The sequence below is a fragment of the Enterobacter sp. DVT3837 genome, assembly GCF_056238685.1.
The window spans coordinates 751,002-764,534 of sequence record NZ_JBWDLA010000001.1; the positions used below are offsets into that span (position 1 = coordinate 751,002).

The 13,533-nt window shown below is 54.2% G+C and carries 11 protein-coding genes; 6 read left to right on the forward strand and 5 right to left on the reverse strand.

Annotated features, from left to right (window positions below; all coding sequences use genetic code 11):
- The first annotated feature begins 62 nt into the window (after positions 1-62).
- The 6 genes from lptD to apaH are packed head-to-tail and all read left to right on the forward strand — an operon-like array spanning position 63 to position 6,792.
- The gene (gene lptD, locus AC0XWG_RS03650) at positions 63-2,414 is read left to right on the forward strand and encodes an LPS assembly protein LptD (protein WP_128348236.1); all 2,352 of its coding nucleotides are present in this window, start codon (positions 63-65) and stop codon (positions 2,412-2,414) included.
- Between the two features lie 53 nt (positions 2,415-2,467).
- Complete coding sequence (gene surA, locus AC0XWG_RS03655; RefSeq protein WP_049005247.1) at positions 2,468-3,754, forward strand: peptidylprolyl isomerase SurA; 1,287 nt, start codon at positions 2,468-2,470, stop codon at positions 3,752-3,754.
- Entirely contained in the window at positions 3,754-4,740 is a 987-nt protein-coding gene (gene pdxA, locus AC0XWG_RS03660; protein WP_128348235.1) for a 4-hydroxythreonine-4-phosphate dehydrogenase PdxA, read from the forward strand. Before surA ends, pdxA begins: the two co-directional genes overlap by 1 nt.
- Positions 4,737-5,558, forward strand: coding sequence for a 16S rRNA (adenine(1518)-N(6)/adenine(1519)-N(6))-dimethyltransferase RsmA (gene rsmA / locus AC0XWG_RS03665; protein WP_013095540.1), 822 nt, complete (start codon positions 4,737-4,739; stop codon positions 5,556-5,558). Before pdxA ends, rsmA begins: the two co-directional genes overlap by 4 nt.
- 3 nt (positions 5,559-5,561) lie before the next feature.
- Entirely contained in the window at positions 5,562-5,939 is a 378-nt protein-coding gene (apaG, locus tag AC0XWG_RS03670; RefSeq protein WP_028016649.1) for a Co2+/Mg2+ efflux protein ApaG, read from the forward strand.
- A gap of 4 nt (positions 5,940-5,943) precedes the next feature.
- On the forward strand, positions 5,944-6,792 hold the full coding sequence (gene apaH, locus AC0XWG_RS03675; RefSeq protein WP_028016648.1) for a bis(5'-nucleosyl)-tetraphosphatase (symmetrical) ApaH: 849 nt from the start codon (positions 5,944-5,946) through the stop codon (positions 6,790-6,792).
- A gap of 38 nt (positions 6,793-6,830) precedes the next feature.
- Here apaH and folA read toward each other — a convergent pair whose 3' ends face one another.
- From folA to carB, 5 genes are all read right to left on the reverse strand, one after another.
- A complete protein-coding gene (folA, locus tag AC0XWG_RS03680) occupies positions 6,831-7,310 on the reverse strand; it encodes a type 3 dihydrofolate reductase (RefSeq protein WP_008502023.1) in 480 nt (159 codons plus the stop codon).
- A 114-nt stretch (positions 7,311-7,424) separates the two neighbouring features.
- On the reverse strand, positions 7,425-9,290 hold the full coding sequence (kefC, locus tag AC0XWG_RS03685; RefSeq protein WP_108089549.1) for a glutathione-regulated potassium-efflux system protein KefC: 1,866 nt from the start codon (positions 9,288-9,290) through the stop codon (positions 7,425-7,427).
- On the reverse strand, positions 9,283-9,813 hold the full coding sequence (kefF, locus tag AC0XWG_RS03690) for a glutathione-regulated potassium-efflux system oxidoreductase KefF (protein WP_114979063.1): 531 nt from the start codon (positions 9,811-9,813) through the stop codon (positions 9,283-9,285). The genes kefC and kefF overlap by 8 nt, the downstream gene beginning before the upstream one ends.
- Before the next feature lie 103 nt (positions 9,814-9,916).
- A complete protein-coding gene (locus tag AC0XWG_RS03695; RefSeq protein ID WP_475680380.1) occupies positions 9,917-10,150 on the reverse strand; it encodes a YgdI/YgdR family lipoprotein in 234 nt (77 codons plus the stop codon).
- 140 nt (positions 10,151-10,290) lie between these two features.
- Positions 10,291-13,515: a carbamoyl-phosphate synthase large subunit gene (gene carB / locus AC0XWG_RS03700; protein ID WP_475680381.1), complete on the reverse strand. Its 3,225-nt coding sequence runs from the start codon at positions 13,513-13,515 to the stop codon at positions 10,291-10,293.
- Positions 13,516-13,533: the final 18 nt, after the last annotated feature.

Here is a 13,533-nt window from a genome sequence, read left to right on the forward strand (position 1 = left end):
AAGATAGTCTCTGAGCGTTTGTAAGCCGTAGCCACTGATGACGGAACAATAAAATACAACGTATGAAAAAACGTATCCCCACCCTCCTGGCCACAATGATTGGCACAGCCCTGTACAGTCAACAGGGGCTGGCGGCCGATCTCGCCTCGCAGTGTATGCTTGGCGTCCCAAGTTATAATCGTCCTCTGGTGAGTGGCGATACAAATAACTTACCGGTAACCATTACTGCCGACAGTTCCAAAGGTACCTATCCTGACAACGCCACGTTTACGGGCAATGTGGATATTAACCAGGGTAACAGCCGCCTGCAGGCAGATGAAGTGCAGTTGCACCAGAAGCAGCCGGAAGGTGCGGCCGAGCCGGTACGAACGGTGGATGCGCTGGGTAATGTGCACTATGACGACAATCAGGTCATCCTGAAAGGTCCGAAAGCCTGGTCAAACCTGAATACTAAAGATACTAACGTCTGGAAAGGTGATTACCAGATGGTGGGTCGCCAGGGGCGCGGTGACGCAGACCTGATGAAACAGCGCGGTGAAAACCGCTATACCATTCTGGAAAATGGTACCTTTACCTCCTGTCTGCCAGGTTCGAATACCTGGAGCGTGGTCGGGAGCGAAGTCATCCATGACCGTGAAGAACAGGTTGCCGAGATCTGGAACGCGCGCTTCAAGCTGGGTCCGGTTCCTGTGTTCTACAGCCCTTACCTGCAACTTCCCGTGGGTGACAAACGTCGCTCCGGCTTCTTGATCCCTAATGCCAAATACAGCACCACGAACTACTTTGAGTTCTACCTGCCGTATTACTGGAACATTGCGCCCAACATGGACGCCACGATCACGCCGCACTATATCCATAAGCGCGGCAACATCATGTGGGAAAACGAGTTCCGTTATCTGACCCAGGCGGGTGCGGGTCTGATGGAGCTGGATTATCTGCCGTCGGATAAAGTCTTCCAGGACGAGCATCCAACGGAAGGTAACAAGCACCGCTGGATGTATTTCTGGCAGCATTCCGGGGTGATGGATCAGGTCTGGCGTTTCAACGTCAACTACACCAAGGTCAGTGACCCGAACTACTTCAACGATTTCTCGTCAAAATACGGTTCAAGTACCGATGGCTATGCCACACAGATCTTTAGCGTTGGCTATGCGGTGCAGAACTTTGATGCAACGGTCACAAGCAAGCAGTTCCAGGTCTTCTCCAGCCAAACAGCAAGTACCTATGGTGCTGAGCCACAGCTGGACGTCAACTGGTACCAGAATGACGTAGGTCCATTCGATACCCGTATTTATGGTCAGGCGGTGCATTTTGTAAACACAAACGCCAATATGCCGGAAGCCACGCGTGTTCACCTGGAGCCGACCATCAACCTGCCATGGTCGAACGACTGGGCAAGTCTGAACACAGAAGCCAAGCTGATGGCGACCCACTATCAGCAGAAAAATATTGATGATTACAATACCACCAACAATGCCCATCTTGAGGAATCCGTAAACCGTACGCTTCCTCAGTTCAAAATGGACGGTAAGCTAATCTTCGAACGCAATATGGGCCTGCTGGCGGATGGCTATACCCAGACGCTTGAGCCACGTATGCAGTACCTGTACGTGCCTTATCGCGACCAGAGCAACATCAATAACTACGACTCCTCTTTACTGCAATCTGACTATAGCGGCCTGTTCCGCGACCGTACCTACGGTGGCCTTGACCGCATTGCATCTGCGAACCAGTTAACGACCGGCGTCACATCGCGTGTTTATGATGATGCTGCCGTTGAACGTTTTAACGTTTCTGTTGGTCAAATCTACTATTTCACCGAGTCACGAACCGGTGATGACAACATTAACTGGGAGAAAGACAACAAAACGGGTTCACTGGTTTGGGCTGGTGATACTTACTGGCGTATGACTGAGCGCTGGGGCCTGCGTGGCGGAGTGCAATATGACACTCGCCTGGACAATATAGCCAACAGTACTGCGGCCATTGAATATCGCCGTGATGAAGACCGTATGGTGCAGTTGACCTATCGTTACGCCAGTCCGGAATATATTCAGGCCACATTGCCAAACTATGGTACTGGGGCACAGTATAAAGACGGCATCTCGCAGGTGGGTGGCGCGGCAAGTTGGCCAATCGCCGATCGCTGGTCAATCGTAGGGGCTTACTACTTTGACACCAACACCAGTAAATCAGCTGACCAGATGGTGGGTCTGCAATATAACTCTTGCTGTTACGCGCTGCGCGTCGGTTACGAACGCAAACTTAACGGCTGGGATACTAAAAACAATCAAAGCGAATACGATAACGTGATTGGCTTTAACTTCGAGTTACGCGGTTTGAGTTCCAATTACGGTCTGGGTACGCAGAAAATGCTTCGTTCCAACATTCTGCCGTACCGTAGCTCTTTGTAATGTGCTTGATTTGCAACGTAATCCGCTTTGCGGTTAATTGAAATGGAAAAAGTATGAAGAACTGGAAAACGCTGCTGCTCGGTGTCGCTATGGTTGCGAATACCAGCTTCGCGGCCCCCCAGGTTGTTGATAAGGTCGCTGCTGTGGTTAACAACGGCGTCGTGCTTGAAAGTGACGTTGACGGTCTGATGAAATCTGTGAAGCTCAATTCGGGCGAAGCAGGCCAGCAACTTCCGGATGATGCAACGTTGCGCCACCAGATCCTGGAGCGTCTGATCATGGATCAGATCGTTCTGCAGATGGGTCAAAAAATGGGTGTGAAGGTCACTGACGAGCAGCTCGATCAGGCGATTGCTAACATCGCGAAACAGAACAACATGAGCATGGATCAGATGCGCAGCCGTCTGGCCTACGACGGCATCAGCTACGCCACCTACCGCAACCAGATCCGTAAAGAGATGCTGATTTCGGAAGTGCGTAACAATGAAGTGCGTCGCCGTGTCACGATCCTGCCTCAGGAAGTGGACGCGCTGGCAAAACAGGTCGGTAACCAGAATGATGCCAGCACAGAGCTGAATCTGAGCCACATTCTGATCCCACTGCCAGAGAATCCAACCTCCGATCAGGCTGCTGAAGCAGAAAGCCAGGCACGTTCTATTGTCGAACAAGCGCGTAATGGCGGTGACTTTGGCAAGCTGGCGATCACCTACTCCGCAGACCAACAGGCGCTTAAAGGCGGCCAGATGGGTTGGGGACGTATTCAGGAGCTGCCATCCATCTTTGCCCAGGCACTGAGCACAGCGAAGAAAGGCGATATCGTCGGACCAATCCGTTCAGGTGTGGGTTTCCACATTCTGAAAGTGAACGATCTCCGTGGGCAGAGCCAGAATATTTCCGTTACGGAAGTCCATGCTCGCCATATCCTGCTGAAAGTCTCTCCGATCATGAATGATGATCAGGCACGTGCGAAGCTGGAACAAATTGCTGCTGATATTAAGAGCGGTAAAACATCCTTCGCAAATGCTGCAAAAGAGTTTTCTCAGGATCCAGGCTCTGCTAACCAGGGCGGCGATCTGGGCTGGGCGGCTGCGGATATTTATGATCCTGCGTTCCGCGATGCACTGATGAAGCTGAACAAAGGCCAGATCAGTGCTCCGGTTCACTCTTCGTTTGGCTGGCATCTGATCGAGCTGATGGATACCCGTAACGTTGATAAAACGGACGCGGCGCAGAAAGACAGAGCCTACCGGATGCTGTTTAACCGTAAGTTCTCTGAAGAAGCGGCAACCTGGATGCAGGAACAACGCGCCAGTGCTTACGTGAAAATTCTGAGTAACTAATGAAACAGCATCGTGTTGTTATCACTCCCGGCGAACCCGCCGGGATTGGGCCTGACCTCGTTGTCCAGCTCGCCCAGCGCAGTTGGCCGGTAGAACTGGTTGTCTGCGCTGATGCAACACTGTTACAAGACCGGGCAACACTGCTCGGTCTGCCTTTAACGCTTATCCCTTACGTTGAAGGCCAACAGCCAGCACCGCAACAAGCCGGTACGCTCACGCTGCTTTCTGTTCCCCTTCGTACGCCTGTTGTCCCAGGCCAGCTCAGCACGGAAAACGGCCACTATGTCGTTGAAACCCTTGCACGCGCCTGCGACGGTTGTCTGAAAGGTGAATTTGCCGCGCTTATCACCGGCCCCGTGCACAAAGGCGTCATCAACGAAGCGGGTATCCCGTTTACTGGCCATACCGAGTTCTTTGAAGAACGCTCGCACAGTCCGAAAGTGGTGATGATGCTGGCGACGGAGGAGATGCGCGTTGCTCTGGTGACAACCCACCTGCCCATTAAGGCCATCCCTGATGCCATCACTCCGGAACTGCTGCGGGAGATCATCGGGATCCTGCATCATGACCTGCAAACCAAATTCGGCATCAAACAGCCACACGTTCTGGTCTGCGGCCTGAATCCACACGCTGGTGAAGGTGGGCACATGGGCACCGAAGAGATCGACACCATTATTCCGGTACTTGAAGAAATGCGTGCAAAAGGGATGAATTTAAGCGGGCCACTGCCTGCTGATACCCTTTTCCAACCGAAATACCTGGATAATGCCGACGCCGTACTTGCGATGTACCACGATCAGGGCCTGCCCGTGCTAAAATACCAGGGCTTTGGCCGCGGGGTGAATATCACCCTCGGTTTACCTTTTATTCGAACGTCCGTTGACCACGGTACTGCGCTGGATCTGGCAGGCCTGGGGAAAGCGGATGTCGGCAGTTTTATTACGGCGCTTAATCTCGCCATCAAAATGATTGTTAATACTCAATGACTAATCGAGTCCATCAGGGCCACTTAGCCCGAAAACGCTTCGGGCAAAACTTCCTCAACGATCAGTTCGTGATCGACAGCATCGTCTCTGCCATTAATCCGCAGAAAGGTCAGGCTATGGTCGAAATCGGCCCTGGTCTTGCCGCACTGACCGAGCCTGTAGGTGAACGCCTCGACGAACTGACCGTTATCGAACTGGACCGCGATCTGGCCGCACGCCTGCAAACGCACCCGTTCCTGGGGCCAAAGCTGACCATCTATCAGCAGGATGCCATGACCATGAACTTTGGCGAACTGTCAGAAAAAATGGGACAGCCTCTGCGCGTATTCGGCAACCTGCCGTATAACATCTCCACACCGCTAATGTTCCATCTCTTTAGCTATACTGATGCCATTGCTGATATGCACTTCATGTTGCAAAAAGAGGTTGTTAACCGACTGGTTGCAGGGCCGAACAGTAAAGCGTATGGTCGTTTAAGCGTGATGGCGCAATATTTCTGCAACGTGATCCCGGTCCTCGAAGTTCCGCCATCTGCCTTTACGCCGCCACCGAAAGTAGACTCTGCGGTTGTGCGCCTGGTGCCGCATAAAACGATGCCGTACCCGGTCAAGGATCTGCGCGTACTGAGCCGTATCACTACGGAAGCCTTTAACCAGCGCCGTAAAACAATCCGTAATAGCCTGGGTAATCTGTTTACGGTTGACGTGCTGGCTGAGTTGGGTATCGACCCGGCAATGCGTGCAGAGAACATCTCCGTAGAGCAGTACTGCAAGCTGGCTAATTACATCAGTGAAAATGCGCCTCCGAAGGAGAGTTAAGCCATGATTGATTCGCCCCGCGTCTGTGTCCATGTACAAAGCGTCTATGTTGAATCTCAATCCTCACCGGATGAAGAACGCTATGTCTTCGCTTACACCGTGACCATTCGCAATCTGGGGCGGATGCCTGTGCAACTGCGCGGGCGCTACTGGCTTATCACCAACGGTAATGGCCGTGAAATCGAAGTTCAGGGTGAAGGTGTGGTCGGTGAACAACCACATATCGATCCTGGCGAAGAGTATCAGTACACCAGCGGCGCGGTGATTGAAACGCCGCTGGGTACCATGCAAGGCCATTACGAAATGGTCGACGTTGATGGCAATGTGTTCCGCGTTGCTATTCCTGTGTTCCGTCTCGCCGTTACAACACTCATTCATTAATCTAATGTCTACATATCTGATTGGCGACGTTCACGGTTGCTACGATGAACTGATCGCATTATTAAAACAGGTCGACTTTACGCCCGGACAGGACACACTCTGGCTGACGGGAGATTTAGTTGCGCGTGGCCCCGGCTCTCTTGATGTTTTACGTTTCGTCAAATCGCTGGGAGACAACGTGCGCATGGTGCTGGGCAATCACGATCTGCATTTACTGGCTGTCTTCGCCGGGATCAGTCGCAACAAACCCAAAGACCGGCTCACGCCATTACTGGATGCGCCTGACGCGGACGATCTGATCAACTGGCTACGCCGGCAGCCCTTGCTGCAGGTCGACGAAGAGAAAAAGCTGGTCATGGCCCATGCTGGGATCACGCCGCAATGGGATCTTGAAACGGCTAAAACCTGCGCGCGTGATGTTGAAGCGGTTCTGGCAAGCGACTCATATCCTTTCTTCCTCGATGCCATGTACGGCGATATGCCGAACCACTGGAGCGAAGATCTCAGCGGTCTGGCCCGCCTGCGCTTTATCACCAACGCTTTTACCCGAATGCGTTTTTGTTTCCCGAACGGGCAGCTGGACATGTATTCAAAAGAGACACCGGAAAGTGCGCCCGCCCCGCTCAAACCGTGGTTTGCCATTCCGGGGCCTGTGACAAACGAATACAGCGTGGTGTTCGGTCACTGGGCTGCGCTGGAAGGTAAAGGCACGCCTGAAGGGATCTACGGTCTTGATACCGGATGCTGCTGGGGTGGAGAGTTAACCTGCTTGCGCTGGGAAGATAAAGCTTACTTTGTCCAGCCATCCAACCGACAGCTGGACTTAGGTGAAGACGAGGCCGTTGCCTCCTGAGGTTTATTCCCTCTCCCGGACGGGAGAGGGAAAATCACTTAACGACGTTCCAGAATCTCGAAGCAGTAGCTGTGGGAGTTCTGTGCATCCGCATCGTGAAACTCACTGAAGACAGACTCCCACTCATCCGGATCGTAATCCGGGAAATGGGTATCCCCTTCCACTTCTGCATCAATGTGCGTCAGATACAGCTTCTGCGCTTTTGGCAGGAACTGCTCGTACACGCGCCCGCCACCAATCACCATGATCTCTTCGGCGTTACCGCATGCGGCAATCGCCTCGTCCACGGATTTCACCCATTCAACGCGATCGTCAGTGCCAGGCTGGCTACTGATAACGATATTCTTACGGCCCGGCAATGGACGACCAATCGACTCCCAGGTCAGGCGGCCCATCACTACCGGCTTGTTTAACGTCGTACGTTTAAACCATGCGAGATCGGCAGGCAGGTTCCACGGCATGGCATTTTCCATACCGATAACACGGTCCACCGCCAGCGCTGCAATCAGACTGATCATTGAAAATTTCCCGGATGCAAAAAATTGCCGCCACTATACGGAAAGCTTAATCTTTCGTCGACTGGCGGCAGGGTAAAGAAACAGAAATTTTTTATTATTGCTGGCAACACCACTTCACACTGAGGGTTTACTCTCTGGTTCGTCTTCCGGGTTACCCGTGTGCTTGCCCTCTTCCGTGCCCTGCCAGCCATGACGCTGGATCAGCGACAGATGATTACGATCTTCATTGATGATCTCTGTCAGCATCGCACTGGTACGTTTAAACACTGCAGCACGCTCAGTGGCCGTACTACCCGCCATCGCCGCCATCTCTTCTACCATATCGGTATTGAAGCGGCGGAACAGGTCTGCACGCTCTCGCGCTTCATACGCGCCAAGCCCCAGATTTTCCAGCGCCATACGACCAGATTTCAGCGCACCTTCAAACGTCTCACGCTCAGGTGCGTCGACGCCCGCCTGTCGCAAGCGGATATAATGATCCACATCGCGTGCACGGGAGATAATGGTCAGCTCCGGGAAATGTTCTTTTACCAGTTCCACCATCTGCATGCTGGTCTCTGGATCGTCGATGGCGTTAATCAGCACCTCGGCTTTTGCCGCCCCGGCAGACTCCAGCAGATCAACACGGGTCGCATCCCCGTAAAAGACTTTCATATCAAATTTACGCAGGGTATCGACATGGTCAGGATCGTGATCGAGGATAACCATTTTAACCCCGCTCGACAGCAGTAAACGACCAACGATCTGCCCATAGCGCCCGAATCCGGCGATGATCACCCGCGGCTGTTCTTCGTCAATTTCATCAGCTTCCCGCTCCTGCTCGCTGCCCGATTTTTCCAGACGCGTCAGCACCACCAGCAGAACAGGCGTCGCCGCCATCGACAGCGCCACGGCAAGCGTCAGCGCTTTCGCCCACTCAGGCTCGAGTACGTTTGCCATCTGCGCCGCGCCAAAGACCACAAACGCAAATTCGCTTCCCTGCCCCAGCAGCACGGCAAACCAGCGACGCTGTTTGCCCGGCACCTTCAGCGGACGGGCAATCAACCACAACATCGCCATTTTAATGACCAGGAAACCGACCAGCAGGATGATGATCCGCAGCGGATGTGTCACCAGCGTGCCGAAGTCGACTGACATCCCCACACCGATGAAAAACAGTCCCAGCAGTAGCCCTTTAAACGGTTCTATATCGCTTTCCAGCGCGTGACGATATTCAGAACTCGCCAGCAGAACGCCTGCGAGGAACGCTCCCATCGCCATCGACAGACCGGCCTCTTCCAGCAGCAGACCAAAACCGAACACCAGGAACAGTGCCACCGCACTGAAGACTTCACGCAGTCCTGAGCGGGCAACAAACCGCAGCAGCGGACGAGTCACGTAACGGCCAAGCAGGACCACCAGCGCCAGCGCCCCTACCACCTTCAATGCCGACAGCGCGAAAGCGCCAAGCGTCGTAGAGGAACCACTTGCCGCCAGCAGCGGGATCATTGCCACCAGCGGAATAGCAGCAATATCCTGGAACAACAGCACCGAAAACGCACTGCGCCCCATCTGAGAGACCGTCAGATTTCGCTCGTTCATGGCCTGCATAGCAATGGCCGTCGAGGAGAGCGCCAGCGTCATGCCGATAAGCTCAGCCACTTTCCAGTCCATTCCCAACAGAATGCAGAACCCAGCCAGCAGCAGGCCGCAGGCCACCATTTGCAGCGCGCCACCGCCAAATACCGAGGCACGAAGCTTCCACAAACGCTGCGGGTCGAGCTCCAGGCCAATCACAAATAACATCAGCACGACGCCAATTTCAGCGAAATGGAGAATCGCCTCTGCATCCGTGACCAGACGAAAGCCCCACGGCCCAATGACGCAACCCGCAATCAGGTAGCCGAGGACAGACCCCAGCCCCAGACGTACTGCCACGGGCACAATCAGCGCCGCCGCGCCGAGGTAAATCAGCGCCTGTATCAGCGTATGGCTATCCATGGTGCGCCTCCTGCCACTCAAGTAAGCGTTGTTTATAATGACGAGCCTGCGCCTGCAACGTTTCATCGTCGCATACAAAAGTACAGTGCATCGCAAAAGGCGGAAGCCAGTTCATCCCGCAATAGAGCGCGGTGGCCTGCAGCGGCTGTGCCAGGACGTCAAAACCCGGGAAGGAACCAATATCAAAGTGGCTTTCCCCACCGCCGGTCGTGACCGCCCACATCAGGTTTTTGCCCTTCAGTGCATGGCCGTTATGGCCATATGCCCAGCCATGGGAGAAGACTTTATCAATCCACAGTTTCAGAAGCGGAGGGGTGCTGTACCACTGCATAGGGTGCTGCCAGATGATCAGATCAGCGCGCGAAACCGCTTCCTGCTCAGCGGCGATGTCGATATTAAAATCGGGATAAAGTTGATAGAGGGAACGTATCTCTACGTTATCAAGCGTCCTTACCTGCTCAAGCATCCGCTTATTCGCATGCGAGTGCTGCGGATAGGGATGTGCATAAATTATCAGAATCATTGATTAGCCTGTTGTTACTGCTTTCTTTTAACAAAAGAGTGTAGTCAGTAATTCAGCAGGCTAATAGTGAATATTATTGACGGGCTAACGGCAGAATTCTGAATTAGTTATCCAGCTCGCCCATGGATTTTACCTGGTCACGGTTAATCTGCTCGGATTGACCGGTTTCGGCGTTTTTATACGACACCAGCCCGGTATCGTCATCCACCTGCGGTTTGCCGTCGGTGACAATGGTTTTGCCATCGGTGGTTTTTACGGCCTGATTAGACGAACAGCCCGCAACGGTAAACATTGTCGTGGCAGCCAGAAAGGAAGCGATCAGTAATTTATTTTGCATGGTGTTTTCCCCTGCATTCAGTTGGATTTCGTTATCGACCTAACCATTTTAGGCTAACTGACTGAATGTGGATGGAAAACCAGAAGGTTCTGAAGGTGGGGATAATGCCCGGCAACAGAGTGCTGCCGGGCATTTTTTACTTACTTGTTAATCTGCGCGTGCATTTCCTGCACCGAAATCACCTTCTCGGTGGCATCCGCGTTCAGCGCCATGGCTGTTGCGAAACCGCCGTTCAGGGTGGTGTCGTAGTGCACTTTGTACTGCAGCGCGCTGCGGCGAATCAGCTTGGAGTCTTCAATCGCCTGACGGCCCGCCGTGGTATTGATGATGTAGGTGTATTCGCCATTCTTGATACGGTCCTGAATGTGCGGACGGCCTTCATGCACCTTGTTCACCAGACGTGGATTGATACCTGCTTCACCCAGCACAATCGCCGTACCGTGGGTCGCATCCAGCTCGAAGCCCTGTTTCAACAGCTTGGCAGCCAGGTCAACCACGCGCTCTTTATCGCCTTCGCGAACAGAGAGCAGCGCACGGCCTGATTTTCTCATGGTGGAGCTGCTGCCCAGCTGCGCTTTCGCAAAGGCTTCTGCGAAGGTGCGGCCTACGCCCATCACTTCCCCGGTGGAGCGCATTTCTGGCCCTAACAGTGGGTCAACGCCCGGGAATTTGTTGAACGGCAGTACCACTTCCTTCACCGAGTAGTACGGTGGGATGATCTCTTTAGTTACGCCCTGCTGAGCCAGCGTCTGGCCTGCCATCACGCGCGCCGCCACTTTCGCTAGTGGAACACCGGTCGCTTTGGAGACGAACGGTACGGTACGTGCCGCACGCGGGTTCACTTCAATCAGGTACACTTCGTTGTCTTTAACGGCGAACTGGACGTTCATCAGACCACGAACCTGCAGCTCGAAGGCCAGCTTCTGTACCTGCTGGCGCATCACGTCCTGAATCTCCTGGCTCAGGGTGTACGCAGGCAGAGAACAGGCAGAGTCACCGGAGTGAACGCCCGCCTGCTCGATGTGCTCCATGATGCCGCCAATCAGCACCATTTCGCCGTCGCAGATAGCGTCAACGTCCACTTCTACTGCATCGTCCAGGAAGCGGTCGAGCAGCACTGGCGCATCGTTAGAGACGCTTACCGCAGTCTGGAAGTAGCGACGCAGGTCTGCTTCGTCATAAACGATTTCCATCGCCCGGCCGCCCAGTACGTAAGAAGGACGCACCACCAGTGGGTAGCCAATCTCTTTCGCCTTCTCAACGGCCTGTTCAATCGCAGTTACGGTGGCGTTTGCCGGCTGTTTCAGTTTCAGACGGTCAACCGCCTGCTGGAAACGCTCACGGTCTTCTGCACGGTCAATCGCATCCGGGCTGGTACCGATAACCGGTACGCCAGCCGCTTCCAGCGCGCGCGCCAACTTCAACGGGGTCTGGCCGCCGTACTGCACGATAACGCCTTTTGGCTTCTCGATACGCACGATTTCCAGCACGTCTTCCAGTGTTACCGGCTCAAAGTACAGACGGTCAGAGGTGTCGTAGTCAGTGGATACGGTTTCCGGGTTACAGTTAACCATAATGGTTTCGTAACCGTCTTCACGCAGCGCCAGAGAGGCGTGAACGCAGCAGTAATCGAACTCAATGCCCTGGCCGATACGGTTTGGACCACCGCCCAGTACCATAATTTTGTCGCGGTCGACTGACGGGTTCGCTTCGCACTCATCTTCATACGTGGAGTACATGTACGCGGTATCGGTCGAGAATTCTGCCGCACAGGTGTCCACACGCTTGTAGACAGGGTGCAGGTTGAACTGGTCACGCAGCTTGCGGATTTCCGCTTCGCGCACGCCTGCCAGCTTAGCCAGACGCGCATCGGCGAAGCCTTTACGCTTCAGCACGCGCAGGAAGTCAGCGTCCAGACCGTTGATGCCCAGATCCGCCACTTTCTCTTCCAGACGCACCAGCTCTTCAATCTGCACCAGGAACCAGCGGTCAATGTTGGTCAGGTTGAAGACGCCGTCCACAGACAGGCCTGCGCGGAAGGCATCGGCGATATACCAGATACGCTCTGCGCCCGCGTCTTTCAGCTCGCGGCGAATTTTTGTCAGTGCTTCCGGGTCGTCCAGGTTCACTTTCGGGTCAAAACCGGTCGCGCCTACTTCCAGGCCACGCAGCGCTTTCTGCAGGGATTCCTGCTGGGTGCGGCCAATTGCCATCACTTCGCCGACAGATTTCATCTGGGTAGTCAGACGGTCGTTCGCGCCAGCGAATTTCTCGAAGTTGAAGCGAGGTATTTTCGTCACAACGTAGTCGATAGACGGTTCGAAGGACGCAGGGGTGCGGCCGCCGGTGATGTCGTTCATCAGCTCGTCGAGGGTGTAACCCACCGCCAGTTTCGCTGCTACTTTGGCAATCGGGAAGCCGGTGGCTTTAGAGGCCAGCGCCGAGGAACGGGATACACGCGGGTTCATTTCGATAACAATCAGGCGTCCGGTTTTCGGGTTCACCGAGAACTGTACGTTAGAACCGCCGGTTTCCACGCCGATTTCACGCAGTACCGCCATCGAGGCGTTACGCATGATTTGATACTCTTTGTCGGTCAGGGTCTGGGCAGGTGCCACGGTGATGGAGTCACCGGTGTGGATCCCCATCGCATCGAAGTTTTCGATGGAACAGACGATGATGCAGTTGTCGTTTTTATCACGCACCACTTCCATCTCGTACTCTTTCCAGCCAATCAGCGATTCATCAATCAGCAGCTCTTTGGTTGGGGAGAGATCCAGACCGCGTTCGCAAATCTCTTCGAACTCTTCGCGGTTGTAAGCGATACCGCCACCGGTGCCGCCCATGGTGAAGGAAGGACGGATGATACATGGATAACCCACGTCAGCCGCGACGGCCAGCGCTTCTTCCATGTTGTGTGCAATACCGGAACGCGCGGTGTCGAGGCCGATTTTTTTCATCGCCACGTCGAAGCGACGACGGTCTTCTGCTTTATCAATCGCGTCGGCGGTCGCACCAATCATGGTTACGCCGAATTCGGCAAGCACGCCCTGACGCTCCAGCTCCAGCGCACAGTTCAGCGCCGTCTGGCCGCCCATCGTTGGCAGTACCGCATCCGGGCGCTCTTTTTCGATGATTTTGCGCACTACTTCCCAGTGAATTGGCTCGATGTAGGTTGCATCAGCCATTTCCGGGTCGGTCATGATGGTTGCCGGGTTAGAGTTCACCAGAATGACGCGGTAGCCCTCTTCACGCAGAGCTTTACACGCCTGCGCACCGGAGTAGTCAAATTCACAGGCCTGGCCGATAACAATCGGGCCAGCGCCAAGGATCAGGATGCTTTTTATGTCTGTACGTTTTGGCATTGTCTTCTCAGCTCCTGA